Annotated in this window: 25 protein-coding genes; 12 read left to right on the top strand and 13 right to left on the bottom strand. The window is 62.8% G+C overall.

Annotated features, from left to right (window positions below; translation table 11 throughout):
• Positions 1–2: 2 nt before the first annotated feature.
• Complete coding sequence (locus ACQKP1_RS05625) at positions 3–1,718, bottom strand: flagellin (protein WP_427274524.1); 1,716 nt, start codon at positions 1,716–1,718, stop codon at positions 3–5.
• A gap of 224 nt (positions 1,719–1,942) precedes the next feature.
• Between ACQKP1_RS05625 and ACQKP1_RS05630 the strand changes: the two genes are divergently transcribed.
• Positions 1,943–2,944, top strand: coding sequence for an NAD(P)H-quinone oxidoreductase (locus ACQKP1_RS05630; protein ID WP_427274525.1), 1,002 nt, complete (start codon positions 1,943–1,945; stop codon positions 2,942–2,944).
• Positions 2,945–2,970: 26 nt separating this feature from the next.
• Positions 2,971–3,495, top strand: coding sequence for a GNAT family N-acetyltransferase (locus ACQKP1_RS05635; RefSeq protein WP_427274526.1), 525 nt, complete (start codon positions 2,971–2,973; stop codon positions 3,493–3,495).
• Between the two features lie 32 nt (positions 3,496–3,527).
• Here the strand turns inward: ACQKP1_RS05635 and ACQKP1_RS05640 are convergent, their stop codons facing one another.
• On the bottom strand, positions 3,528–4,553 hold the full coding sequence (locus ACQKP1_RS05640; RefSeq protein WP_427274527.1) for a hydroxyacid dehydrogenase: 1,026 nt from the start codon (positions 4,551–4,553) through the stop codon (positions 3,528–3,530).
• A 273-nt stretch (positions 4,554–4,826) separates the two neighbouring features.
• Here ACQKP1_RS05640 and ACQKP1_RS05645 point away from each other — a divergent pair, with 273 nt between their 5' ends.
• A complete protein-coding gene (locus ACQKP1_RS05645) occupies positions 4,827–5,522 on the top strand; it encodes a proteasome protein (protein WP_427274528.1) in 696 nt (231 codons plus the stop codon).
• A gap of 11 nt (positions 5,523–5,533) precedes the next feature.
• Here the strand turns inward: ACQKP1_RS05645 and ACQKP1_RS05650 are convergent, their stop codons facing one another.
• The 4 genes from ACQKP1_RS05650 to ACQKP1_RS05665 all read right to left on the bottom strand — a co-directional run bounded on the left by ACQKP1_RS05650 (position 5,534) and on the right by ACQKP1_RS05665 (position 7,490).
• Entirely contained in the window at positions 5,534–5,839 is a 306-nt protein-coding gene (locus ACQKP1_RS05650; RefSeq protein WP_427274529.1) for a hypothetical protein, read from the bottom strand.
• A 78-nt stretch (positions 5,840–5,917) separates the two neighbouring features.
• Positions 5,918–6,217 (bottom strand): type II toxin-antitoxin system RelE/ParE family toxin, encoded by a 300-nt coding sequence (locus ACQKP1_RS05655; protein WP_040300415.1) that lies wholly within the window; start codon positions 6,215–6,217, stop codon positions 5,918–5,920.
• Complete coding sequence (locus tag ACQKP1_RS05660; protein ID WP_006727135.1) at positions 6,214–6,486, bottom strand: hypothetical protein; 273 nt, start codon at positions 6,484–6,486, stop codon at positions 6,214–6,216. The genes ACQKP1_RS05655 and ACQKP1_RS05660 overlap by 4 nt, the downstream gene beginning before the upstream one ends.
• Before the next feature lie 269 nt (positions 6,487–6,755).
• A complete protein-coding gene (locus ACQKP1_RS05665; protein WP_427274530.1) occupies positions 6,756–7,490 on the bottom strand; it encodes a DUF3750 domain-containing protein in 735 nt (244 codons plus the stop codon).
• A gap of 72 nt (positions 7,491–7,562) precedes the next feature.
• Here ACQKP1_RS05665 and ACQKP1_RS05670 point away from each other — a divergent pair, with 72 nt between their 5' ends.
• From ACQKP1_RS05670 to ACQKP1_RS05680, 3 genes are all read left to right on the top strand, one after another.
• Positions 7,563–8,570 carry an asparaginase gene (locus tag ACQKP1_RS05670; protein WP_427274531.1) on the top strand — a complete coding sequence of 336 codons (1,008 nt, stop codon included), beginning with the start codon at positions 7,563–7,565 and terminating at the stop codon, positions 8,568–8,570.
• A gap of 118 nt (positions 8,571–8,688) precedes the next feature.
• Positions 8,689–9,981, top strand: a complete 1,293-nt coding sequence (locus ACQKP1_RS05675) for a GNAT family N-acetyltransferase (protein ID WP_427274532.1) — start codon at positions 8,689–8,691, stop codon at positions 9,979–9,981.
• Positions 9,978–11,312, top strand: coding sequence for a lipopolysaccharide biosynthesis protein (locus tag ACQKP1_RS05680; protein WP_427274533.1), 1,335 nt, complete (start codon positions 9,978–9,980; stop codon positions 11,310–11,312). Before ACQKP1_RS05675 ends, ACQKP1_RS05680 begins: the two co-directional genes overlap by 4 nt.
• Positions 11,313–11,324: 12 nt before the next feature.
• On the opposite strand, the gene ACQKP1_RS05685 is transcribed toward ACQKP1_RS05680, so the two are convergent.
• Positions 11,325–11,984: a glutathione S-transferase family protein gene (locus tag ACQKP1_RS05685; RefSeq protein ID WP_427274534.1), complete on the bottom strand. Its 660-nt coding sequence runs from the start codon at positions 11,982–11,984 to the stop codon at positions 11,325–11,327.
• Positions 11,985–12,285: 301 nt separating this feature from the next.
• Between ACQKP1_RS05685 and ACQKP1_RS05690 the strand changes: the two genes are divergently transcribed.
• Positions 12,286–12,843, top strand: coding sequence for a DUF2087 domain-containing protein (locus tag ACQKP1_RS05690; protein WP_203013776.1), 558 nt, complete (start codon positions 12,286–12,288; stop codon positions 12,841–12,843).
• Positions 12,844–12,888: 45 nt separating this feature from the next.
• Here the strand turns inward: ACQKP1_RS05690 and ACQKP1_RS05695 are convergent, their stop codons facing one another.
• Together ACQKP1_RS05695 and ACQKP1_RS05700 are read right to left on the bottom strand one after the other, a co-directional pair.
• On the bottom strand, positions 12,889–14,727 hold the full coding sequence (locus ACQKP1_RS05695; protein ID WP_427274535.1) for a putative bifunctional diguanylate cyclase/phosphodiesterase: 1,839 nt from the start codon (positions 14,725–14,727) through the stop codon (positions 12,889–12,891).
• 124 nt (positions 14,728–14,851) lie between these two features.
• Positions 14,852–16,231 carry a TIGR03808 family TAT-translocated repetitive protein gene (locus ACQKP1_RS05700; protein WP_427274536.1) on the bottom strand — a complete coding sequence of 460 codons (1,380 nt, stop codon included), beginning with the start codon at positions 16,229–16,231 and terminating at the stop codon, positions 14,852–14,854.
• Between the two features lie 219 nt (positions 16,232–16,450).
• Here ACQKP1_RS05700 and ACQKP1_RS05705 point away from each other — a divergent pair, with 219 nt between their 5' ends.
• Positions 16,451–16,654, top strand: coding sequence for a hypothetical protein (locus tag ACQKP1_RS05705; protein WP_427274537.1), 204 nt, complete (start codon positions 16,451–16,453; stop codon positions 16,652–16,654).
• A gap of 171 nt (positions 16,655–16,825) precedes the next feature.
• On the opposite strand, the gene ACQKP1_RS05710 is transcribed toward ACQKP1_RS05705, so the two are convergent.
• Positions 16,826–17,434, bottom strand: coding sequence for a MarR family winged helix-turn-helix transcriptional regulator (locus tag ACQKP1_RS05710; RefSeq protein ID WP_427276407.1), 609 nt, complete (start codon positions 17,432–17,434; stop codon positions 16,826–16,828).
• A 64-nt stretch (positions 17,435–17,498) separates the two neighbouring features.
• Between ACQKP1_RS05710 and ACQKP1_RS05715 the strand changes: the two genes are divergently transcribed.
• The 4 genes from ACQKP1_RS05715 to ACQKP1_RS05730 all read left to right on the top strand — a co-directional run bounded on the left by ACQKP1_RS05715 (position 17,499) and on the right by ACQKP1_RS05730 (position 21,759).
• Positions 17,499–19,103, top strand: coding sequence for an MDR family MFS transporter (locus ACQKP1_RS05715; RefSeq protein WP_427274538.1), 1,605 nt, complete (start codon positions 17,499–17,501; stop codon positions 19,101–19,103).
• A gap of 134 nt (positions 19,104–19,237) precedes the next feature.
• A complete protein-coding gene (locus tag ACQKP1_RS05720) occupies positions 19,238–19,885 on the top strand; it encodes a hypothetical protein (protein ID WP_427274539.1) in 648 nt (215 codons plus the stop codon).
• A 191-nt stretch (positions 19,886–20,076) separates the two neighbouring features.
• The gene (locus tag ACQKP1_RS05725; RefSeq protein WP_427274540.1) at positions 20,077–20,895 is read left to right on the top strand and encodes a L,D-transpeptidase; all 819 of its coding nucleotides are present in this window, start codon (positions 20,077–20,079) and stop codon (positions 20,893–20,895) included.
• Positions 20,896–21,051: 156 nt separating this feature from the next.
• Positions 21,052–21,759, top strand: a complete 708-nt coding sequence (locus ACQKP1_RS05730) for a L,D-transpeptidase (protein ID WP_203013785.1) — start codon at positions 21,052–21,054, stop codon at positions 21,757–21,759.
• 110 nt (positions 21,760–21,869) lie between these two features.
• Here the strand turns inward: ACQKP1_RS05730 and ACQKP1_RS05735 are convergent, their stop codons facing one another.
• The 3 genes from ACQKP1_RS05735 to bla form a co-directional block, all read right to left on the bottom strand.
• Complete coding sequence (locus tag ACQKP1_RS05735) at positions 21,870–22,274, bottom strand: host attachment family protein (RefSeq protein ID WP_427274541.1); 405 nt, start codon at positions 22,272–22,274, stop codon at positions 21,870–21,872.
• A gap of 131 nt (positions 22,275–22,405) precedes the next feature.
• Positions 22,406–22,771, bottom strand: coding sequence for a hypothetical protein (locus ACQKP1_RS05740; RefSeq protein ID WP_427274542.1), 366 nt, complete (start codon positions 22,769–22,771; stop codon positions 22,406–22,408).
• Positions 22,768–23,664, bottom strand: coding sequence for a class A beta-lactamase (bla, locus tag ACQKP1_RS05745; protein WP_427274543.1), 897 nt, complete (start codon positions 23,662–23,664; stop codon positions 22,768–22,770). The genes ACQKP1_RS05740 and bla overlap by 4 nt, the downstream gene beginning before the upstream one ends.
• Positions 23,665–23,731 lie beyond the last annotated feature (67 nt).

Consider the following 23,731-nt stretch of genomic DNA (forward strand, 5'->3'; position numbering starts at 1 on the left):
CCTTAGCGGAACAACTGCATCAGGCTTTCGCTGTTGCTGTTTGCGATGGACAGGGACTGCGCCGCGATCTGCTGCTGGGTCTGCAGCGCCTTCAGACGTGTCGAGACCTCGTTCATGTCGGCATCCACCAGGCGGCCGACACCACTGTCGATGCTGTCGGAGAGTTTTTCGGCAAACTCTGCCTGCAGCTCGATGCGTGTCTGCAAGGAACCCAGCCGGCTGGCGCTGCTGATCGCCATCTTCTCCATGTGATCGACGCCCCGCAGATACTGGTCGATGGTTCTAATGTTCTGGGTGATGTCGACCTCGGCCAGATCGAAATCCGGGGCATAGGGCGGGTTGGACTGGACGTTCCCGACATAGACACGCGCGGCGCGATTGCCGGCCTCGGGATAGACGGTCTGGTCGGCGGAGAAGGTGATCGAGTTGCCTGTCGCAACCGCCATCAGATTGCTGCCGCTCGAGGCCTGGCTGATGACGGCCGCGAGATCCGCCGCACTGCCGATATAGCCGTCGACCGTGCCGAGTGCCGAATCGACGACCGCCCGGTTGATCGTATAGGTCGTCATCGCCCCGGGGCCGACCTGCACGTCGAAATAGACTTCCGCCAGCGGCGACACCGTGAACGCCGTAGAAAAGGAGATGGATGCCTTGGGATACATGTTGTCGTGGTTCTGGTCCGGCGCGTCCTCCAGTCCCATCGCAAAACCCGGGGGATAGGCGCCGCTGGCAAAACTGGATAGGACGTTTGAGATTGTGATGCTGGAGCCGGGATGTCCGGACGTTTCCAGCGACCCGATCTCGAAATGCGTTGTGGAGCCGCTGCCCGAAAACAGGGACTCGTATGCTGTCGCCGGAACGCCATTGTCGGTGAATGCACGTTCGAGCACGGCGCGCAGTTTTGCCGTGTTGTTGACGATCCCGTCCGTGGTCCCAAGCGCTGCATCCACCAGAGCCTTGTCGATCGTCAGCGTATAGTCACTGCCGGTCGAATGTGTGCCGGAGTCGACATTGATGTCGAAGGTGATGGTATCGCCTGCGGCAAACGTCACGCCACCGGTGAACTTGTGGCGCTCATGTCCCTGATGTGCGACGGAGTTGACGCCCGTGCCGCGGAAGCCGCCGATGTCGCCGACGCTGTGGATCTGCTTTTGCAGGATCCCGCCACCGCCGCCGACATTGAGCATGCTGGATTGCTTCAGGTCGATCGCCATCGTCTTGACCTGCACATTGCTGTTCGCGTCGCGGACGAAGGAGGAGACCACGCTCGTCGTCATCGGCCCCTCTTCGAGCAGCGGCAAGGTGGACTTCGTTTTCAGCAGGTTTTCACCGCTGAAACTTGCCGATTCGACGATGGATTCGGCCTGCGCGTTCAGTTGCGTCAACACTTCCTGGACCTTCGCCCGGTCGACGCCTTGCTCCTTGGCCGCGACCAGTCTCGCCTTGAATTCTCCGAGAATGTCGACGATGGCAGCCGTCCCGGCATAGGCCGTGTCGATCTTGGCTGCGCCAAGGCCGAGCGCATCGGATACGGCCGAGATCGCCAGATTGTCCGAGCGCATCGTCGTGGAAATCGACCAATAGGCTGCATTGTCGGCGGCAACGGCAATCCGCAGGCCGGATGCGGCCTTCTGCTGATGATCGGTCAGGTCGGCGGCAACGCTCCGCAGCGTCTGGAGCGCGGCAATCGCGCCCAGATTCGTGTGAATACTGGTCATGAAAAAGACTCTCGGGGAAGGAAGATGCTGGCACGTCATGTGCCGAATAGTGATGCCTGTTTAAGCGCGGCCATGGTTAACGAGATCTGAATGTTCGACTGTGAGGTTTCATGCTTTGAGCATTGCAACCAAAAATGATCAGACGCCCTTCCGAGGCGATTTACCGCATTTGTCCGGACACCACCCCGTATAAGGTGTCCGTCCTGTCCATAGGAGTTTCCCCCATGTCTCTGCCCGCCACCATGCGCCATGTCGACCTGCCCACCCATGGGGGGCCGGAGGTCATGCACCTCGCCGAGGGGCCACTGCCGAGCCCAAGGCCCGGCGAAGTGCTGGTGAGGGTCGACGCGGCGGGTGTCAACCGGCCGGATGTCGCCCAGCGCCAGGGCGCCTATCCGCCGCCGAAGGATGCAAGCCCCATTCTCGGCCTGGAGATCGCAGGCGAGATTGTCGGCCTCGGCACTGGCGTTACCGATTTCCAGCTCGGCGACCGGATCTGCGCGCTGGCAAACGGCGGCGGTTATGCCGAATATTGCGCCGTGCCGGCAAGCCAGGCCATGCCGTTTCCGAAGGGCTACGATGCCGTCAAGGCGGCAGCATTGCCGGAAACTTTCTTCACCGTCTGGGCCAATCTCTTCCAGATGGCCGGCCTGACCGAAGGCGAGACGGTGCTCATCCACGGCGGATCCTCCGGCATCGGCACGACGGCGATCCAGCTGGCGAAAGCCTTCGGCGCCACCGTCTACACCACCGCCGGCTCGGCTGAAAAATGCGCCGCCTGCATGGATCTCGGCGCTGCAAGGGCGATCAATTACAAGCTCGAAGACTTCGTCGAGATCGTCAAGGAGGAGACGCAAGGCAGGGGCGTCGATGTCGTGCTCGACATGATCGGTGCCGCCTATTTCGACCGCAACCTGCAGGTCCTCGCCAAGGACGGCTGTCTCTCCATCATCGCCTTCCTCGGTGGCTCCACCGTCGAAAAGGCCAATCTGGCGCCGATCATGGTCAAGCGCCTCACGGTCACCGGCTCGACCATGCGCCCGCGCAGCCCGGAAGAAAAACGCGCCATCCGCGACGACCTGATGACGGAAGTCTGGCCCCGCCTGGAGCGCGGCGAAGTGGCCCCCGTCATCCATAGCGTCCTGCCGTTCGAAGAGGTCGTCGAGGCGCACCGCTTGATGGAAAGCTCTGAACATATCGGCAAGATCGTGCTGAAGCTGGGGTGAGCGGGGCATTCCAGGATCGTTGAAGATTGGCGCATCAAACGTCATTGTTGCGGATGTTTGATGCAATCAACTTGAGTGACGCCCGAAACATGGATCACTGCATATCGCGTCCATACCGGCATGAAGACTTCGACGCCTGCCTGTCGATCTTCGATGGCAACGTGCCGGGCTTCTTCTCAATGGACGAGCGCGCTGAGTTTGCGACGTTTCTTGCTGAAGTCGACCCTGAGACGAGCCCCTACATTGTGCTTGTTCTTGACGGCTTCGTGGTTGCCTGTGGCGGGCTGAGCCTCGATCCGAACAAGGGGGCGGCCTCTCTATCCTGGGGGATGGTGGATCGAGCCTACCATGGAAGGGGGCTGGGCACCCGGCTGACCGAAGAGCGGATGAAGCTGGCTCGCTCTTCGGCGCAGATTGCGGAACTGGTGCTTGCAACAAGTCAACATGCGGTTGGATTTTATCGGAGACATGGCTTCGCGGTCGTCAAGGTCACCCCGGACGGCTTTGCTCCCGGCATGGATCGTTACGACATGAGGTTGCGGATTGCGTAGCCTGGGGTGAAGGGTCGTGGCATCGAGCCCCCTCAAGACACACTCACCGGCTTCGACCGCATCTTGCTCGCCGTTGCCGGATCGGCGCGGCGGCAGAGGCGGGGCGGCAGGCCCTTCATGATCAGTTCGGCATCGGCAACGGCCATGGAGCCCAGCGCATAGAAGGCGTCCCGCGTGCCGCCGGTCCTGTGGGCCGAGAAGAGAATGCCCGACGCCTGGCGCACGGGATCGTCGGCCGCGACAGGCTCCTCCGGAAACACATCCGTTGCCACCTTGATATGGCCGGATTGGGCAGCCTCGATCATCGCTGGAAAATCGACGACGGCAGCCCGGCTCATCAGCAGGAACGCCGCCCCCGGCTTCATCATCGCGAACTCTCCGCTGCCGATGAAGCCCTCGTTTTCGCTTGTGACGCTTGCAAACACCAAGACCACCTGGCTTTCGCGCAAGACCTCTTCCAGCGTCGCCGGCTCGCAATCCTGGCCTTCGATGATCTCTCTGGGAAGCCAGGGATCGAAGACGCGGACCCGGTTTTTGAACGGGCGGATCAGATCACGAAATGCATGGCCGAGATCGCCAAAACCGATGATCCCCACGGGAGCGCCGGCAAAGCGGAACGTCTCGGCATTGCCCTCCAGCCCATAGCGCTCGACGCCGAGGCGAAAGTCGCGATCCGCCGCAGTGATGCCGCGGGCGAGATCGAGCGCCATGGCAAGTGCGGCTTCTGCCACCGGCGAAGCGAAGGCCGAGGCCGGCGTGATCACCCAGATGCCGCGCTCGACACAGGCTTGGTAGTCGATATTCGGCAGGAAATTCGATTCCACATTGATGATCGCCTTCAGCCTCGGCGCCCTGTCCAGACGCTCTCTCGGCATGTCCGTCTGGCCGAAGATCAGGACAGTGTCGGGAAGGTACCGCTCGACCTCTTCGGGCGGCATCGGGCGATCCTCCGACACGATCACCTCGCCCAGCGCCTCGAGCCGTGTCCGGACGGACGGCTCCATGATCAGATCGAGTGTCCTCGGCAAAGGATCGACCAGAATGATATCGCGGCTCAATGTTTCCTCCCTCGAGAATCTTTGCTTGGTTGCAGCTTAGCGCGAAAACCCTCTCGCATGGCAGGCCGTCTTTGCGGGCCATACCCGGCCATATCTTCGCCGGTGGAGGCGAAAAGCGGAGCCTGAATGGAACGGCTTGAGGGCCAAAGGCGTCTATTGGATGCGGATGATATGTTCCCTCGCACTGTCTGAACGCCGGGACGCCAACCGATTGCCGCCGCTTCGAGCTGCCAGTCGGGGTGTCGGAGACGCTGAAATTGAAAGGATTGCCAAATGACTGTCGTGCTTGCCACCGTGTGTGAAGATGGCGTGGTCATGGGATCGGATTCCCAGATCACCGACAAGGGGCGGGGCATGACCTATCCGGCCCAGAAGCTTCACCCCCTCGGCATCGACGCCGCCTGGGCGGGCAGTGGTGCTCGCTCGGTGCTGACAGACGTGCAGCGCAGCTTCAACGAAAACAGTGCGGCGATCCTCGAGGCGCCGGACATCGGCCGTGCCCTGCAGAGCCAGGTCCTGCCGATCCTGCGCCATCACTACGACACCTTCATTCCCGACGTGCCCGGCGAGGAAGGCGGCGGCACGCCCTCGGCCTATGTCATGGCGGCCGGATGGCGGGATGGTGAGCCGTGGATCATCGAAATCACCCCGTCTGGCATGATCGGACATTACGCCGATATCGGTTTCCACGCGATCGGCAGCGGTGCGGCCATGGCCCAGCAGGCGGGCTCGCTGCTCTCGCATTTTCGCCTGGGCAAGCGCTCTGTCGAGGTCGGCTGTGCCGCAGTGTTGCGCGTGTTGAAGTCCCTCGACCTCACCTCCGCCAGCGTCGGCAAGCCTTTCAGCCTGTGCCGCATCACTAAGGACGGCGCCCATCACCTGACCGACAAGGAGATCGACGAGGTCGCAGATGTCGTGGCTCGTTGGGAGAAGGCCGAACAGGCCGCTATCGCCAAGATATTCGACTGAGCCGCTAAGGCTCAGATCCCCGAGCCGTCGAGCTCCGTTTCGTCCTCGCCCTCCCAGGCCGGCGGACGGACCATGGCATCCGTGTTGACCCCCGGCAACGGCATCCAGCATTTCAGCTCCGGCTCCGCATAGGCGATGATCAGTCCCGGCGTCGAATCGGAGGACCGCCAGCCCTCGGCGCCGAACCGGTCGCCCTTCGACCAGTATACGAGATCGACGGCGCCAGGACCCTGTTCTGAAGCGCGGATGGTCACGAGAATGCGGCTGCCGTCGCGCGGCGCCGTGCGCATGTTTCGCCAGCGGATGGATTCGTCCATGATATGTCCTCCCATTACGCTAGGGAGTGTCGCCGCCGGAGAGGGGGCGGTCAACAGCAATGCTTGCCATCCGGCAGATCATATCGCGTCGTCATCGGTCCAGATCATCGGATGCCGTCGGGCGTTGTAGACCCTCAGCACCCAGAGAATGTCACCGCGAACGGTATAGGGGAGAATGAAGCCGAAGCGGGGCTCGACCGCTTCGCGAATATCCGGACGCTCTGTCAGCCGTCCGCTCTGCGGCTGCTCTTGGACCCGACGCAGCGTCGTTCGAATGGCGGTCACAACATGTTTGTGCCCAGACGGAGAGCGTGGCCGCAGCCAGTCTCTTAGGTCTTCAAGGTCTCGAACCGCATCGCGCGTGAACCGGAGCTTCATGAGCGCTCGACGAACGACGGGGGAGGCGGCAGAACCGCTTCGTCACCCCAACTCTCCATCCAGTTCAGCACCTCGTTTCCGTCATGGCCGAGGTCTCGGTCGACATCGCCCAAGGCGCGATCCATGTCCGCCTGCCAGCGATTGCGACCGTCGATATAGGCCTCGACTGCGCGCGCGACGATGTCTTCGCGAGACTGGCCTGTCTGGCGTGACAGCGTCTCGATGGCGACGGTCACCACATCCGGTAACATAATTTCGAGCTTCGTCATATTTCGTGCCTTGCCGTATCCACTCGACGCACCTACCTTATCTCTATCGGCAACGTAACGAAAGGAAGGTGATCCAATGTCTAATGAGATTTCGGTCTGCGTGTGTGACTTTGGAAAGGGTGCGGTTTTGACGGGGCAGCCCTCGGCCTGACCCAGCCTTCCTTCGGGCGGTATCCCCGTCCGGGTCCAGACAAAGGACTAAAACTCATGGGAGCCACCCTTGCGGGTGGCTCTTTTGATTCAGGGGATTTGTTTTGAGGGCAGGGCGCTTAAAGCCCGACAGTCCCGAATCCCGGCACCTTGATCCCCGGTCGGGCGACATCGATGCCAGCCACGAGGCCGAGGAAATTCACCTCCAGCCCGCTGCGCGCCCCGACCGATAGCCCGGCAAAGCCGCCGAGACTCAAATGCAGGTCCCGCCCGTCCTTGTCGAGATGGTAGAAGGCACCGCCCGGCAGATAGTCGCGGCCGACCGCATCGGATGGCAGAACAGCCCCCAGTTCCGGCACTTCGCGCAGCACATGCGCGACGAAAGTGTTGGAGTTCGGTCCCGGATAGATCCGGTAGCCACCCGGCTGGCCATAGGCATAGCCGGCAATCGCCGCTTCCACCATCGGGATCAGTCGTTTGGCCTCTTCGCCCTTCACTTCGGCGACGAGCCGCGGCGGGTTGGAATACCAATAGGCATCCGGCGCCCGATGATTGCGGCGGATCGGCGAGCCCCAGCCCACCTTGTCATAGCGCTGATAGTCACCGTTTTCGTCCTTGGTGACGATCCAGGCATGGCTGGCGATCGCGCCCTTCAGGCCGCCGGTCATCGCCGAGAAAATGTAGATCGCCGCTTCCGGGCTTTCTTCGGCCGTCGGCAGCAGCCCGGACGAGCTCCATCGTGCCGAACTCCAGCCCTCCGGATGGTCGCGTGTCGCCCAGAGCCCGGCCGAAACCAGCGTCGGCAGCACGAAGACGAGCAGGATGACGGAGACGATGCGCAGCAGAAATTTCAACGCGGACCTCGAACAGCAGGGCGATGCATGCTTTAAGAAGCATCAGAGAATATTGGCTTTTTGAGGCACGTCATGGAAAATCCAATCACGGTCGAGGTCACGCGCGGTCAACTCGTCGAGAGCCGCCATCGCGGCATGGCCGTCGTGATCGATGCCGAGGGCGCCATCGTCTTCTCCGCCGGCGATGTCGATTCCGGCGTTTTCCCGCGTTCTGCCTGCAAGGCCATGCAGGCTTTGCCGTTGGTCGAAAGCGGTGCGGCCGATGCTTACGGCTTCGGCAATCGCGAACTCGCACTCGCCTGCGCCTCCCATTCCGGCGAGCCGGAGCATGTCGCGACCGCAGCCGCCATGCTGAAGGCCGCGGGCCGGGACGAAAGCGTGCTCGAATGCGGCGCCCACTGGTCCTCGCACCAGTCCGTGCTGATCGATCAGGTCCGGACACTGGAGAAGCCGACCGCCCTCCACAACAACTGCTCCGGCAAACATTCCGGTTTTGTCTGCACCTGCGTGCATACAGGCGAAGAGCCGCGCGGCTATGCCGGTTTCGATCATCCGCTGCAGGAGGCGATCCGCGCCATCATGACCGATCTCACCGGGGCCGTGCTTTCGAGAGACAATTGCGGCACCGACGGCTGCTCGATCCCGACCTATGCCGTGCCGCTCACGGGCCTGGCCCGTGGCTTCGGCAAGCTGGTCACCGGCAAGGGACTGGAGCCCTTGCGCGCCGCTGCCGCCCGCCGCCTGATCAATGCCTGCATGGCAGAACCCTTCTACGTTGCCGGCACGAAACGCTTCTGCACCAAGCTGATGCAGGTCGCGCCGGGCAGGATCTTCGCCAAGACCGGCGCGGAAGGCGTCTTCTGCGCGCTTCTGCCGGACAAGGGCCTGTCCTTCGCCGTCAAGGCCGAGGATGGCGCAACCCGTGCCGCAGAGGCGATGATCGCAGCCCTGCTTGCCCGTCATTTCGATGCGGATAGTGAGGAACGGGCCGCCCTGATGAAGCTTGCCCATCACGGCATGACGAACTGGAATGGCCTCTCGGTCGGCACAGTCAGGACGACGGACGTGCTGTTCGCCTGAGCCTTCGGCCGTCAGCCGGTCAGCCACGTCGGGGCCACCTGCCTCAAGGGAGGTTTAACCCTTGTCGGTCTAGAGTGCCGTTACGACCCATCGTGGGCAAACGACGAGGCCGAGTGTCATGACTGTTGCGATCACAGGGCGAGACCGCGGCGCCGTGGCCAGCGCCGGCCATAGCCGGTCCATTCCGCTTGTGCGCCATGGCTGCCACCTGGAGCTCGAATGCCTCGAAACGCTCGATGAACTCGAAGCATTGAGGGATGTCTGGCAGGGGCTCGAAGAGCGCTGCCCGGAACCTTTCGGTTATTTCCAGAGCTTCGACTGGTGCTTGTCCTGGTGCAGGGTTTTCCTCGCGCCGGAAAAGACGGAGGTGCGCGCTCGGGTCTATGTGCTGTGGGATGGCGCCGAGTGCGTGATGATCTGGCCGATGATGACCCGCCGCATCAGCCCGGCAATCACGCTTCTCGTTCCGCTGACGGCGCCGATGAACCAGTATTCGACGCTGCTTTACGATCCCGCCCGTTTTGATCGGGACGCTGGTCGCGCAGTCCTCGATGAGATCCGCCGGGATCGTGGGCTCGATGCCGTCTGCCTCGACCATGTACCGCAATCAGCGCTGCTCGCAGCTATTCTGGAAGGTCAGGGGGTAAGCCCCGAGGAGGGGCAGCAATCCTCCATCCTCGATCTCTCCGGCATCAACGATTGGGAAAGCCATCACCGCGCCTTGCCGAAGAAACAGCGCCTGCAGCGCAACAGCCGCCGCAACCGGTTGGAGAAGCTGGGCGCCCTCGATTATCGCGTCTATCCGGCCGGAAGTGCAGGTTACGCTGACAACATCGATCGCTGCATTGCCCTCAAACAGGCCTGGTTGAGAGAAACCGGTCGCCTCGGGCGCGACGTGTTTGATCCACGTTTTGCCGCCTTCCTCCGCGATCTCGGCACCAGGGTGAACGAGGGCGACGATGGCGTTTACCTGCATGCCCTGACGCTCGACGGCAGCCCGATCGCCATGGAAATCGGCATGCGCTTCCGCGATGACTATTACTGCTTTCTCGGCGCCATCGATCTTGCCTATCAGAAACACTCGCCGGGCAAGGTGCAGATGGAGAGCGCCCAGCGCTGGGCGATCGAAACCGGGATCCGCCGCTTCGATTTTCTCAATGACCCCTCCGCCTACAAGTCGAGTTGGACCAACGCCACCGAGCCGCTGACGGCCTTCTATGTTCCCTTGACCAGCCTCGGCCGGCTCTATTGCCATCACTGGATGGCAGGCCTTCGCCCGCATATGCGCTCCATCTACCATCGCTTCGGTGCGCAGATCCGGGCCCGCCTCCTGTCGGCGGTCGGTCCGGTCCAGCGCTTGCTTGGTCGCCATGGCGGCAGCATGGGCCTCGTCCTGTGCTGCATGCCATGATCGCGCGGTCAGTCGCCAGGCTGCAGCAGGCGGTGCGTGACCCCGGGCTGCGCGGGGCGCTTGTCAGCATCTCCGTCCGCATCGCTGCCGCCTTTGTCGGACTTGGCCTGCAGATCCTGCTCGCCCGGCTGATGGCGCTCGAGGATTACGGCGTCTATGTCATTCTCTGGACCTGGGTCAGCGTCGTCGGACAGATCGGTGTTCTCGGCTTCTACGATTCCGCCGCCCGCTTCATCCCCCGTTATGGCCGGCGCGAAAAACATGCCCACCTGACCGGCTATCTCGCGACCGGCTTCCGCGCTGTCATCCTCGGCTCCGGCCTGCTGGCGCTACTTGCCATTGCCTTCCTGCTGGTCCTGCCGGGCCTTGTCGACCCGGCCTTCCTGCTGCCGATCGGCGTGCTTGCCCTCGGCTTCCCCGTCTTGTCGCTCGAAACCTATGTGACAGGCGTTGCCCGCGGCTTCGGCTGGTATGCGCTCTCGACCGTGCCGGGTTTCATCCTGCGGCCGGTGCTGATCATGACCGGCGTCGGTCTGGCGAAGCTTTCGGGCCTGCCCCTCGATGCGGTGACCGTGCTCGCTCTTGTCGTGCTCTCCTCGATCGTCGTCCTTGTCGTCCAGGCGCTCCTCCTGCGCGCCCGCCTGCCGAAGACGGCCGCGCCTGTCGTCATGACACCGGAGCGCCGCCGCTTCTGGCTTCTGGCCTCCGTGCTGATGATGCCGGCAATGACGGCGGAAGAACTCTTCGTCTGGATCGACGTGCTGATCCTCGGTTTCCTGGTGAGCCCGGATCAGGCCTCTCTCTACTTCGCCGCCCAGCGCTCCCTCTCGCTCGCCGCCTTTGTGCAATATGGCTTCATGCTGGTCGCCGCGCGTGGCTTCTCGCTGTCGCTCGCCTCGGCCGACAGGGCAGGGCTGCAGGCCCGCATCACCCGCTCGACCAATGCAACCTTCTGGCTCACCATCCCCTCGGTCGCGCTGACGCTAGCCGCCGGCTATCCACTGCTGCACCTCTTCGGAGAGGCCTTCGTCACCGCCTATCCCTGTCTCGTCTTGCTGGGCCTTGCTTATGTCATCCGCGCCGCAACCGGCCAGGCGGCCGAACTCCTCGTCGTTCAGGGCCGCTACCGCCTGAGCCTCGCCATCGTCTCGATCTCGGTTGCCGTCTGTGTCGCGGCGATGCTCGTCCTCGTGCCCCTCTGGGGCATAACAGGCGCTGCCGCCGCGATGGTCCTGGTGCAGATCATCCGGCTGGTGGTGGTCACGGGGCTGGTCTATCGCCACACGGGCTATTGGGTGCTGGTTCGGCTGTTTGCACGGGCCAACGGATAGGGCCCGAGGTGGTCACTCCGCCTCTGCCAGCCGCTTCTCCCACATCGCCTTGAAACCTGGACGGCCCTGGACGCGGGCGAGCCATTCGGCGGTCTTCGGATGCGCGTCGAACAGGGGCTGGTAGGTCTGAGCGTAGCGGACGACTTCCGCCAGGTTGATATCGGCGACGGTAAAGCGCCCGCCGACGGCGTAGTCATGCTGGGTGAAGTGCTTCTCCAGCACGCCAAGCGGCCGCGCGAGCATCTTGGCGACTTCGGCCGCTTCCGCCTGTCCTTCCGGTGTGGAGAGCTTACCGCTGACATTGGCCATCGAGATCTTCAGGGCCTCGGTCTCGATCGAGGTCGCCGCAAACAGCGACCATTGCAGCATCTGCGCTTCCTCGTTGAGATCGCGCGGCGCAATCGTGCCGCCCTGCTTCTTCGCCACATAAAGCGTCTGGGCGAGCGACTCGTTCAAGACCAGCCCGTCATCCTCAATGGTCGGAATGCTGCCCATCGGGTTCACAGCGAGGAATTCCGGCGACCGAGTATTCAGCCGCGCATCCGCCGCCATCGGATCCTTGAGCTTATAAGCCTGGATGACCGGCACCAGCTCGAAGGGCATGCCGAGCTCTTCCACGAGCCAGAGGATACGCGTCGCGCGCGACTTGTAGACGCCATAGATCTTCAGCATGCCGGTCTCCTTTGATTGGTGGGCCGGAGGCTATCGCGCCGATGGGCTCTGGGAAAGCCGTTCGCGCTGATGGGATCGATGATTTTTGCTGATCGCAGCAGCAATTGACAGCAGGCCCTCGGCGCGCTTAATTCGGGGCCTCCAGGGTCCGCAGTTCACCCAGGCGTCACCGCCCCGACAAGGGGAGCTAAACCTGCTTTTCTTCTGATCGACGAAGCTCGTTTTTCCGTGCCCCGTCGGAAGTCGGTGACCACCGGCCTTGTGGTCCTTTCAAAGACCGGGCACGACCAGGAGAAATGAGATGTCGAAGACGACACATGCCTTCGCAGCCCCCGATCTGTCGGCGCTGGCGAAAAACCTCAAGCGCGAACTGGAGGCCCGGGTGGACCTGCCCGGCCATGTCGAGCTCTTGAACATGCTGACGCGTGCCGTCGGCTACCGAAACTACCAGCATTTCAAGGCGAGCCGGGCGGCAGAGGATCGCCTGGCCAATCCGCCCGTCGTCGAGGCCGAGCCCGCGGTCGATTTCCGCCGCGTCGAACTCACCGCCCGCTGCTTTGCCGGAACCGATAGTCTCGTCCGCTGGCCGGGCAAGCTCAACCAGCAGCAGCTCGCGCTCTGGGTGCTCTGGTCCTTCCTGCCGGCCGGTCAGGAGATGCCGGAAAAGGCGGTCAACGAGGTGCTGATGCGCCACAACGGTTTTGGCGATCACGTGCTGATCCGCCGGGAACTGGTGAATATGGGGCTTTTGTCGCGCACCCGCGATTGCCGCCTCTATCGTCGTGTCGAGAAGCGTCCGCCACCGGAAGCGCGTGAACTGATCCGCTGGGTCGGCAACCGTCAATCGTCACGGAACTGACGGGGAGCGAGGTTGCAGGGACGGGCGGCCTTCGCCCTCCGTCCCTCAGCCGGCCCGCGGCACAAGCTGCCGTTCGCGACCGAGCAGAATGCGTGACCAGTCCGGATGGAACTGGCTGACTTCAAGCATCTCCCGCACGCTGTCGCGATCCATGGGACGCGAGAAATAATAGCCCTGGCCTGCCTTGCAATCGAGCGACAGCAGATGCTCGGCCTGAGCCTCTTCTTCGATGCCCTCGGCAATCACCCATATGCCGAGCCCCCGTGCGATGTCGAGCAGTCCTTTCGTGATCACCGATCCGCTTCCGGCGTCGGCCAGGCGACGAACGAAGCACTTGTCGATCTTGATGACGTCGACCGGCACTGTCAGCAGATGGGTGAGCGAGGCAAAGCCGGTGCCGAAATCGTCGAGCGCCACCTTGATGCCGGCCTCGCGCATGGCCCGGATCTCTTCGGCAATCACATTGTCTTTCTGGGCGAGATAGACGGATTCGGTCACCTCGGCGACGACCACGCTGGCCGGCAGGCCGACGCGGCTCACGGCATCGACGATCCGCTGCGTCAGCCGACCACGGTGGAAATCGGCGGCGGACAGATTGAGGCCGACACGCGAGAATTGCAGACCTTCTCGTTGCCATTCGATACATGCCGCCGAGATGCGTTCCAGCATGCGCTCGGTGATCTCGATCGCCACATGCGCATCCTTCATCGCCTCCTGGAAATGGGCGGCGGCAACCAGGCTGCCATCGGCCATCCTCATCCGGCAGAGCGACTCGAACCCCATGATCCGCCCGGTGGCGAGTTCGATGATCGGCTGGTAATGAGCGTCGATGCGGTCATCGCGCAGCGCCCGATCTACCTCCTGCACGGCGCGGAAGCGCTTGACGATCGAGGTGCCGAGACCGGGGGCATATTCGAGATAGCGCCCGCGCGCCCGTTCCTTGGCGTGATAGAGTGCGTAGTCGGCATTCTGGCGCACTTGCTGCGGGCTGCGCTCGATGCCGGCCTTTGCGCCGCCGAGTGTCGCGGCAGGGTAGATCAGGTGCCCGGCGCAATCAGCCGGCTCCTTGATCCGCTGGATCAGCGCTTCGGCAAGTTCGGTCGGGTCTGTCGCCTCCAGGTAAGGCACGATCACGGCAAATTCGTCGCCGCCGAGCCGGAAGGTCATCTCCGCGGGCGCACGATCCTGAAGGCGATGGGCCACGATGCGGATCAGGTCGTCGCCGGCGCTGTGGCCGAAGGTGTCGTTGACCATCTTCAGATTGTCGAGGTCGATCAGCATCAGCGCCCAGTCCTGGCCCCGGCGCGCCACATCCTCGATCGTCTCGTTGAAGCGGCTGCGGTTCGGCAGGCCGGTCAGGTTGTCGGTTTCGGCAAGCTTCCGTCGCTCGGCAATCCGCTGGTCGCGCTCGATGGCGATAGCGCAGAGATGCACACAGGCTTCGACAGCCGCCTTCTCCGCATCCGATGGGCCGCGCGCGACACGGTAGTAGAAGGCGAAGGTGCCGAACACCTTTCCGGCACCGATGATCGGTGTCGACCAGCAGGCCCGCAGGCCGTTGGGTAGAGCCAGGCTCTTGAAGGCCTGCCAATAGGGATGCGTGTCGATATCCTCAACGAGAACAGGCTCGCCGAAATACGCAGCGGTTCCGCAGGAGCCCACGCCGGGTCCGATTGCAGTGCCATCGATGGCGGAGGTGTATTCGAGCGGCAGCGACGGACCGGCGAGATGCCTCAACCGCTGCTCGTCGTCGAGCAGCAACACTGAGCAGACGAGATCATTGCTGCTCGCTTCCACCTCGCGGCAGAGTCTATCGACCGTCTCCGCCAGGGGATGTCCCATGGCGATCATTTCAAGGATGGTGTTCTGCAGTTTCAGGAACATGGGTTTCGCTGCATTAGGGTCGTCAGCGATTAGATCAGTGCGACCTTAAACAGAGATTACGACTACCCGAAAATACCGGTGTTGGTTTCCCAAGCGTTAACGCTGAGGCTCGCTCTTCGCCGGATCACGCAGCCGCGCGCGTATTGTCGCTGACGCTCAGATGCCTGTAGCCGGTTTCTCCGTCTAGGAGCTCGTCGCCGACGCGCTCCTTCCAGCGATATCCGAGGATCGCACCATTATCCGCACCTTCGACGATATTGCCGCGGATGACCGTCTTTCCCGCACCCTCGACCACGCTTACCCGCATGCCTTCCGGGCTGTCGCGCAGAATGTTGTCGCTGACGATGACGTTGCGGAGATAAGGACCCCAGCCGATCGCAAGTGCCGCCGTCTCGGCACCTTCGACGAGATTGCCGCTGACCAGCGTATCGGCCTCCACCGAGATGCCGAAGCCGAAGCTGCTGATCGTCGGCACATAGGGGCCCTTGTTGACGATCCGCCTGATGATGTTGTTGCTGACGGTCGATAGGCGCCCGCCATGGTCGAAATTGGCGACCGAAATGCCGATCGCCGCGCCATCGATGATGTTGCCTGTGATCAGTGCGCCCTCGAACTCGAATTCGGCATAGATGGCGGTTTCGCCGGATCGGAAGGCCTGGTTGCCGCTGATCGTGATGTTGGAGGCGGAATTGGCCCGGATGGCCGAGAAAGCGCAGTCCGATACATGGTTCTGCGACACCAGCACATTATCGGCGCGGAAGATGTTGATCCCGTTGCCATACTGGCCGGTGCCGCCATTGGTCGCGCCGATCCGTGCCACCCTGTTGCCCGCAATGACGCTGCCGTCTTCGCCCTTCGCCCAGCGATGCACGAGAATGCCGCCATTGCCGCAATCGAAGATCTGGTTGTTGCGGATCGAAAACGCCTTGCCCTCGATCGCCCAGATCCCGGCTTCAGCAGCGCCCGAGATCCGCGTGGTATCAATGCGACCGCCGCAGCGTGCTAGATAGATCCCGCATTTGCGGCTGCCGGTGATCTCGCAAGCCTCGATCGTCACGTCATCGACACTGCGGAAAGAGAGGAGCCCCTCGGTATAATCGGCGAGCCAGCGATTGGCGCCGTCGAAGGTGAGACCCGACAGGCTGAGGCGCCGAATGTCCTGGGCCGCCATCAGATGCCCGTCGCCGCGATAGACGAGCCGCGTCAGCCCCGGTACGCCGACGATCCGGCTGCCGTCGCGCAATTCGAGATTGGCGACCTCGTAGGTACCGGCTGGCAGGAAGACCGGCTGGCCCATGGCAGCCGCCCGGTCGATCAGATCCTGCAGCTTGGCGCTCTGGTCGTCTTCGGCGCCCGGCAGAATTCCCGCTTCGGCCGCGTCGAAGCCGCCGCGCAACTCGGCCATGGCAAGCGTCTGGGCAGATGCAAGGCGCAGGCTTCCGGGCAGGGCCGCTGTCGCGAAGAGCCCGCCAAGGCCGATCATGACCGAGCGTCGAGAAGGCATCTGTTCGTTCCGTTTCCGGCTTCAACTGTAATGGCGGCAACCTTGGAGGAGGCAGACGGCCCCGGCAAGAACAGGCTTAAAACAGTGTTAACGCCGCACCTGAAGCGCTTCGCCTTTGGTCTAAGCGATTTCAGCCAAAGACTTGAGCCAGATCAAGGAAACTTGCCGGCTTGATCCTATTCTCACACCAGAAAGACATGAACACGAAGGAAGACGATCATGCTTCGCCTCGCTGCAGTTCTCTATATCCTCGTCGCCAGCGCCGTCGGCGGTGCGGCGGTGATCGCGGTCCTGTCGCTCGACATGCGCGAAGGCTGGCAGATCGCATCCGCCTTCGCAGCCGGTCTCGTCCTTGCGATCCCGATTTCGGCGATCCTGGCGAAGAAGATCTATAACGCCTTGCAAGGACCGAAACCGGTTTGAGCCATTCTCTTCGGCGTGGGACGCAAGCCCTTCCTGTCCTGGCGGAGCGGGGAGGGTGGTGAACAACCAGTCCCATGACGACCGGCCGGCATTTTCTCGGGGGAGGGAATGCCGGTCGGGTCGTTTCCGTCCCAGCTGCCAGCGACCCGCGGCCGTGCCGATCTGAGACCGTCAGCCCTCGTCCTGCTCGAAGCGCTTGAACTGGGCCTCTAGGCCCTCGGTGAAGCGGGCATAGAGCCGCCCGAAGGCCTCCACATCCTCGATTGACCAACCGGCTGTCGCCTCGGTGATCGTCTCGCGCTTGATGGCTTCGATCTCATCGAGCACCTTGCGCCCGGCCGCCGTCACCCGGACAAGGCTGCGGCGGCCGTCCTCCTGCGAGGCCGCGCGCTCCAGCAATCCCTGTTTGACGAGATCCGCAACGATCCGGCTGCCCCGCGAAGGATCGATTCTCAGCTGTTCGGCGATCGTGCCGACCGTCACTTCCTGCTGGCTGCCGATCCGCTTGATGACGCCGATGGCATCGAGGTCCGACAGTTCGAGCCCCGTCCCGATGCGTTGCAAGGCCATGCGCCCGATAAAGCGCCGGCCGATCAACAGCCGCATGCGCGTCATGGCATGCCCGATGGTCGCGAGAGACGAGTCTCCGCCAACGGAGAGAGCGTCCTGAGTTTCGGTCACCGGCTCGTCGCCAGCGGGGTGGGGGTGCGAAGAAGACATCATGGTTCCAGCATAGCAAAGGTCGAACGGTGCGAAAAGCAAAATGAATGCCTTCGGCAAATATGTGCTATTGACATATAAATGCGAGGGGCACATTTTGAAGCCAGACAGGAGCCCCCGATCCATGACCAGAGCCACCACTGCCGCCCCCTCCGGGCCCGAACCCCGTTTCGAACCGCATCCGGCCACGAGCGCCAGCGGCGGGCCGATCGCAGACAACACACCGCTGGTCACCGATCCCCGGCTCCGCCTCTTCGTCTATCTCCTGCTGATGTCGGCCATGTTCATGGCGACCCTCGACAACCAGATCGTCTCGACCGCGCTGCCCACCATTGTCGGCGAGTTCGGTGAACTCGAACGCTTCGGCTGGGTCGGCTCGGCCTATCTGCTGACGACGTCAGCCGTGATGCCGCTCTATGGCAAGCTGGGAGATCTCTTCGGCCGCAAATATGTGATCATGGCAGCCATCGCGATCTTTACCGTAGGCTCGCTGGTCTGCGGTCTCGCCGTCTCCATGGACACGCTGATCGCCGCCCGCGTTCTCCAGGCATTGGGCGGCGGCGGCATCATGGTCTCGATCTTCTCGATCAATGCCGACCTCTTCGAACCGCGCGAACGTGCCCGCTACCAGAGCTATTCGAGCCTCGTGCTGATGGCCTCCGGCGCGCTCGGTCCGGTCCTCGGTGGCACGCTGTCGGATCTCTTCGGCTGGCGCTCGATCTTCCTCGTCAACCTGCCGATCGGCATCGCGGTCCTCATCGGCCTTGCCTTCCTGCTCCCCTATCGCAAACCGAACCGAAAGCCGAAGATCGACTACGCCGGTGCGATCCTGCTCGCAGGCGCCGTCGCCTCCATCGTCTTCTGGGCTGATAGCGGTCAGATCTTCGGCTCGCTGATCGCCTGGGAAAGCCTCGCCGTCGTCGCCTTCGGTGCGCTCTGCGCGATCGGTTGGGTCCTCGTTGAGCGTCGCGCACCCGAACCCGTCGTGCCGCTTTCGCTCTTCTCCAAGCCGACCATCAACCTGCTGCTGATCATCTCGCTGGTTTCGGGGGCCATCGGCATCGGCTCCGTCAACTACATCGCGCTCTTCCTTCAGACGACGACCGGCCTCTCGCCCTCCATGGCCGGCTTGCTCTTCGTCGCGACAACAGGTGGCATCGCCATCGGTTCAATCGCCGCCGGCCGCCTGATTGCTCGTACCGGCCGCTACAAGCCCTTCTCGATTGCCTCGGCAGCCCTCGGCGTCATCAGCCTCGGCATCTTCTCGGTCCTGCACGCCGGAACGCCGTTGATCTTCATCGCGCTGGTCATGCTGCTCCAGGGCTTCGGCGTCGGCATCGGCCAGCAGGTTCCCGTCATCGGCGTCCAGAACGCCGCCTCCAGAGCTGATGTCGGCGCCGCCACCGGAACGGTCACGCTGACGCGCATGGGCGGTGCTGCGATCGCCATCTCCATCTACGGCGCGATCGTCAGCTCAGGTCTCACCCAGGTCCAGATCGCACTGCCCGGCGGCGTCGATTTCCGCAACCTCACACCGGAAGGCCTTGCCGCCCTGCCGGATGCCGCTCGTGCCCTTGTCGCCAATGCCTATTCCGACGCCTTCGTGCCGCTCTTCCTGACCGCCTCGGGCATGATGGTCATTGGCCTGATCGCAGCGCTCCTGCTGCCAAACATCCGCCTGCCGCGCGAAGGCGAGGGCAAGGTGACGAAAGCGGTCGTGGCGGAGTGAGGTTTGAGGGCCAGCTGCAATAGTCTGGCTCAGGAGATCTGAAGACAACCACCAAACGCCTCACGCAAGCCCGCAACCATATGCTGCGTGCGTCATCATAATTCGCGCAATTTTCCGCTTTCGAGGTTTCAGGTATGCAGATACAATCCGCTTGCCGTGCATCGTCCTACTCGGCCACCACCAAGCCGGCCAGCACCGCAGCGTCAGAAGAGAGACCAGATCTGGAGCAGATGCTCGAAAATCTGCGCAAAGATCCCGCGATCAATGCCCGTATCACTGAGAATGAAGCCGGCAGCTATGATTACAACATAAAGGGTGAAAGCTGGTCCGAAAAGAGCTTCGCCGCGCGAGCAATAATCACAGAACTGAATGGCGAAAGCTTCAGTCTCATCGGAACCGAGGGCTGGATATTGCCATCTGATTCTGATGCGCAGTTGTTCAAGCAGTTGACCGGCTACAACCTTCTCATACTAGGGGACCATCCCGTAGTACTGGATGACGACGGCTTTCCGCCGGCAGCAGCCGATGAAGCGTCTGTTAAGCAAGCATTCGATTTCATAACCGAGATAACTCTTTGCCGAGCCGAAGGTTACTTCGAGGGAGAGCTGACCTCAGAGAGTATCGGTCCCATACTGGCGGCTTACAACATATCACCCGGCACTGACAGCTTCATCGATCAGGTCCTCGAACTATTGAGCAAGTCAGAGACTGGCCCGAGTGTCCGCGTGGAAGACGCGCAGAGAGACCAGGTCAACGAATTGCTGGACATCGTCTCGGCTTGATGATGAGCGTGCGATGCGCCGTATCTCGTGCGCTCGCTCCAGCCTTGCCACAGGAAGCTTCCGGCCGAGGCGCGGCCGGGGGTATTTGATCTTAGCAAACCTCAGGCGGCGTGAAGCTACCCCTCGCCATAAGCTTCGCGCCAGCCGCGGCTGACAGGTTGCGGCCAACGATATCAGTGAATCGGTGCAGCATGTTGAAGCCTCTCCCGTCCGGCCCGGCCTCCCTCCTGTCGAAGCGGCTCCTGTCGCTCGGCCTCGGCACGGCATTGGTCGGCTCGCTCTCGGGCTGCATCCTGATGACCGATACCAGCCGCATGAACATCGAGGTCTTCCAGGACGAGGTGGCCCCAGTCTGGTACGATCCTGCCCGCACGCCGCCGGCCGCCGATCAGTCAGCACCGCAGAAGCGCAACCTCTACCAGACGCAGTTCCACCAGACCTATGGCCTGCCGGTCTCCAATCCCATGCACCGCACGCTCTACGGCGTGATGGTCGATGACGGCCACACGCTGCCCGCCATCCCGCTCGACCGCGTGCGCTCCGACATGCTGCGCCAGGAAGTAAGCTACCAGTCGACGGAAGCACCGGGCACCATCGTCGTCGATACCAGGGCGCATTACCTCTATCTCGTCCAGCCGAACGGCAAGGCGATCCGCTACGGCGTCGGGCTTGGTCGTGACGGCTATGCCTGGTCGGGCCGAGGCGTGATCCAGCGCAAGGCGAAATGGCCGCACTGGACGCCGACCGACACCATGGTCGAGAACAATCCGAACCTCCGGCCGGTTTCGGCCGCCCGCGGCGGTCTGGTCGCCGGCCTCAACAATCCCCTCGGCGCGCGTGCGCTCTATATCTATCAGGACGGCAAGGATACGCTCTACCGCGTCCACGGCACGCCGGACTGGCAGTCGGTCGGCAAGGCGACGTCCTCGGGCTGCGTTCGCATGTTCAATCAGGATGTCATCGATCTCTTTGACCGCGTGCCCGAGAACACCCCGATTGTTGTCATTTAGCGACACCTGATCGCAGCGTTTGCCTCTCTCCAAAACGTGAAAGGGGGCTCGCGTTGCTTTCATTGAAGCTTTCCTGTTTGCATCGGATCATCGCGGAACAAAGCGCACCTCCCAGCGTCTTCCTCCGCAGAACTGCTACAGGAAACCCATACCTAAATGTCCTCTACACCAAATCTGACCCGTCGTTCGCTTCTGTCCCTGACAGGCCTCGGCGCGGCGTCCCTGCTGGCCAGCTGCACCACCTCCCGTCCGCTTCCGGCGGATGCCCGTCTCGAGGGCCCCGTCGTGCCGGCCGCGCCGAGCGGTCGCACGCCCGAACTCGATGCCATGTATGGCGAGGTCTATGACGGCGGCTACGTCATTCCGGCCGTACCCTACTGGCGCATTCCCGAGCGTTTCTATCGCCAGCAGGTGATCGATCCGACCGGCGAAGCCCCCGGCACCGTTGTCGTCGATACCCCGAACCGCTTCCTCTATCTCGTCGAGCGCGGCGGCACCGCCATGCGCTACGGCGTCGGCATCGGCCGCGACGGTTTTGCCTGGGGTGGCGCCGGCGTCATCCAGTGGCGCCAGAAATGGCCCAAGTGGACCCCGCCGGATGAGATGATCGCCCGCCAGCCGGAGCTCGAGAAGTACTCCGTCCGCAACGGCGGCAAGCCGGGTGGCATCGACAACCCGCTCGGCGCCCGCGCGCTCTACATCTTCAAGAATGGCCAGGACACGCTCTACCGCCTGCACGGCTCGCCGGAATGGAATTCCATCGGCAAGGCCGTCTCCTCGGGTTGCGTGCGTCTGATGAACCAGGACATCATCGACCTTTACGAGCGCGTGCCGACCAAGGCGAAGATCATCGTCAAGCAGTAACCTGCCGTTTCGAACAGATCTCGCAGGGCAATCGCCTCAAGACAAAAAGAAGGCCCCGCCGGTGACGGCGGGGCCTCTCTACATCATGGGGTCTCAAATGCTTGGCGTGATCAAGCGGCCTCAAGGGCCTTCTCGATTGCCTGCACGGAATGGCCGGTCAGGTCCTTGTCGAGCTCGCCGATCAGCACAGCCGAGAGCTGCTTGTGGTAGTTCTTGCGCATCTCGCCGAGGGTCCGAGGTGCCGCGATGATCACCAGGTTCTTGATCTTGCCGTCGAGAACCTGCCTGTTCAGCATCTCGGTGATGCCGTTGCTGAAGCCGTCCTCGTCCTGCTGGCTGTCATCGGGATTGGCGGCACTGCTGGAATGGCGGGAGCCTGAGGGGATCTTCGAACCGTCAATCTCGTCTGACGGAATGGCCCTCAGCTTGATATCAAGCGCATTGCCCTCATTCTCGAAAAGGCTCAGCTTCTCGCCATCGGCGACGGCAATCACGGCATTCTGCGGTACTTGCATGGACATTCTCCTTGATGGTCTGTGCGACGTCCACCGAAGGTGGAGCGGCCGCAGTTGACCTAAGGACAACCCTTCGCAGCGGGATCGGTTCCTCATTCCAGGCCCTCGCTGGGACGGCGGATTGACGCGGTTTATTCCCGACAGCGAAACGGGCTGAACGAGCTCGCAGCGCCTGCATTCATGCTGGCGATGGTAAGGCCATTCGCGACCTCGATATCGGCTTCCGTCTCAGGACAGGCATCGACATCGGCAAGGCAGCCGCTGTCGATGAAGGCCTGGTTCTGGGCCATGAACGCCTCAGAGACACCCTCGCGTCCCACATGGTCGAGGATCTCGGCAAAGGCTTGGCGATAGACGTCGCATTTCTTCCGCTGCCAGTCGGAGCGCGCTTCCGCCGTCGTGCCGGCCTCCTGACCTTCGGCATGCGCCGGCAAAGTGAGGCTGGCAAGGCCAAGGACGAGGGCGATGCAGGGCCAGAGGTTGTGACAAGCGATCATCGCGCATATCCCGCAAAGACCGCTTCACCGATCTCGGCAATCGCTGCGTCCCGCGTCTTCAACGGATGCGTTTTGCCGTCCAGGTAGATCGCAATGACGAGCGGTTGAGCCCCGGGCGGCCGCACCACGGCAATCACCCCACGCGTGCCATGCCCGCCAGCCCCGCTGCGATCGGCAATCTGCCAGCCCTTCGGCAGCCTGGACCGCAGAAGGCCGTCGGCCACCGCATTGGCGGACATCCATGCGTCGAGTTGGTCGCGGGCAGCGGGGGCAAGTGCCGCGCCGACGAGCAGGCGTTCGAGCGTCTGCGCCATCGCTTGCGGCGTCGTCGTGTCGCGCGGATCGCCGGGTGTCGCCTCGTTGAGCTCTGGCTCGTAACGGTCGAGCCGCGTGGTCGTATCACCGATGCCGCGCAGGAAGCTTGTCACCTCGGCCGGCCCGCCGAGCACTTTCAGGATCGCATTGGCCGCGGCATTGTCACTGGTCCGAAGCGTGATCTCGCACAGTTCTCGCGCGGAGAGGCTCGCGCCGAGCCGCGTCTCCGTCACCGGCGAATGCGGCCGCAGATCCGCCTTGGTGATGCGTGTCGTCTGCTCAAGCACCGCATCGCCACCCGACAGGGCTGCCGCACAGGCGAGCGACTTGAATGTGCTCGCCATGGCGAAGCGCTCATCGTCCCGGTAGGCGACCACCGTGCCACGGCCCGTGTCGATGACGGAGAGCCCGACCCGCATGCCAAGCTTCTGCTCCATGCGCTTGGCCGCCGCGATGATCTCTCCATCGGCAGCCTGCCCGGATGCCGGCAGGGCGGCACCCAAGAGCATCAGCGGCAGAACGAGACGCCGGATTTGGGCAGTGATCAGGACGGCGGTTACAGGTCTCGATGGTGTCATGTGGTGCTCTCCTTCTCTGGCCCTCATCGTTGGCAATCAAGGCATCAGGGAGGCACGCGGCAGGAGA

Source organism: Allorhizobium sp. NPDC080224 (assembly GCF_050281005.1).
Taxonomy (GTDB): Bacteria; Pseudomonadota; Alphaproteobacteria; order Rhizobiales; family Rhizobiaceae; genus Allorhizobium.

Coding starts and splice junctions, on each gene's coding strand:
- ACQKP1_RS05730 (WP_203013785.1), top strand. CDS start 21,052: ATGTCCTCTACACCAAATCTGACCCGTCGTTCGCTTCTGTCCCTGACA.
- ACQKP1_RS05695 (WP_427274535.1), bottom strand. CDS start 14,727: ATGTTCCTGAAACTGCAGAACACCATCCTTGAAATGATCGCCATGGGA.
- ACQKP1_RS05690 (WP_203013776.1), top strand. CDS start 12,286: ATGTCGAAGACGACACATGCCTTCGCAGCCCCCGATCTGTCGGCGCTG.
- ACQKP1_RS05715 (WP_427274538.1), top strand. CDS start 17,499: ATGACCAGAGCCACCACTGCCGCCCCCTCCGGGCCCGAACCCCGTTTC.
- ACQKP1_RS05685 (WP_427274534.1), bottom strand. CDS start 11,984: ATGCTGAAGATCTATGGCGTCTACAAGTCGCGCGCGACGCGTATCCTC.
- ACQKP1_RS05680 (WP_427274533.1), top strand. CDS start 9,978: ATGATCGCGCGGTCAGTCGCCAGGCTGCAGCAGGCGGTGCGTGACCCC.
- ACQKP1_RS05630 (WP_427274525.1), top strand. CDS start 1,943: ATGTCTCTGCCCGCCACCATGCGCCATGTCGACCTGCCCACCCATGGG.
- ACQKP1_RS05720 (WP_427274539.1), top strand. CDS start 19,238: ATGCAGATACAATCCGCTTGCCGTGCATCGTCCTACTCGGCCACCACC.
- ACQKP1_RS05660 (WP_006727135.1), bottom strand. CDS start 6,486: ATGACGAAGCTCGAAATTATGTTACCGGATGTGGTGACCGTCGCCATC.
- ACQKP1_RS05650 (WP_427274529.1), bottom strand. CDS start 5,839: ATGGACGAATCCATCCGCTGGCGAAACATGCGCACGGCGCCGCGCGAC.
- ACQKP1_RS05705 (WP_427274537.1), top strand. CDS start 16,451: ATGCTTCGCCTCGCTGCAGTTCTCTATATCCTCGTCGCCAGCGCCGTC.
- ACQKP1_RS05655 (WP_040300415.1), bottom strand. CDS start 6,217: ATGAAGCTCCGGTTCACGCGCGATGCGGTTCGAGACCTTGAAGACCTA.
- ACQKP1_RS05740 (WP_427274542.1), bottom strand. CDS start 22,771: ATGATCGCTTGTCACAACCTCTGGCCCTGCATCGCCCTCGTCCTTGGC.
- ACQKP1_RS05735 (WP_427274541.1), bottom strand. CDS start 22,274: ATGCAAGTACCGCAGAATGCCGTGATTGCCGTCGCCGATGGCGAGAAG.
- ACQKP1_RS05675 (WP_427274532.1), top strand. CDS start 8,689: ATGACTGTTGCGATCACAGGGCGAGACCGCGGCGCCGTGGCCAGCGCC.
- ACQKP1_RS05625 (WP_427274524.1), bottom strand. CDS start 1,718: ATGACCAGTATTCACACGAATCTGGGCGCGATTGCCGCGCTCCAGACG.
- ACQKP1_RS05645 (WP_427274528.1), top strand. CDS start 4,827: ATGACTGTCGTGCTTGCCACCGTGTGTGAAGATGGCGTGGTCATGGGA.
- bla (WP_427274543.1), bottom strand. CDS start 23,664: ATGACACCATCGAGACCTGTAACCGCCGTCCTGATCACTGCCCAAATC.
- ACQKP1_RS05725 (WP_427274540.1), top strand. CDS start 20,077: ATGTTGAAGCCTCTCCCGTCCGGCCCGGCCTCCCTCCTGTCGAAGCGG.
- ACQKP1_RS05670 (WP_427274531.1), top strand. CDS start 7,563: ATGGAAAATCCAATCACGGTCGAGGTCACGCGCGGTCAACTCGTCGAG.
- ACQKP1_RS05700 (WP_427274536.1), bottom strand. CDS start 16,231: ATGCCTTCTCGACGCTCGGTCATGATCGGCCTTGGCGGGCTCTTCGCG.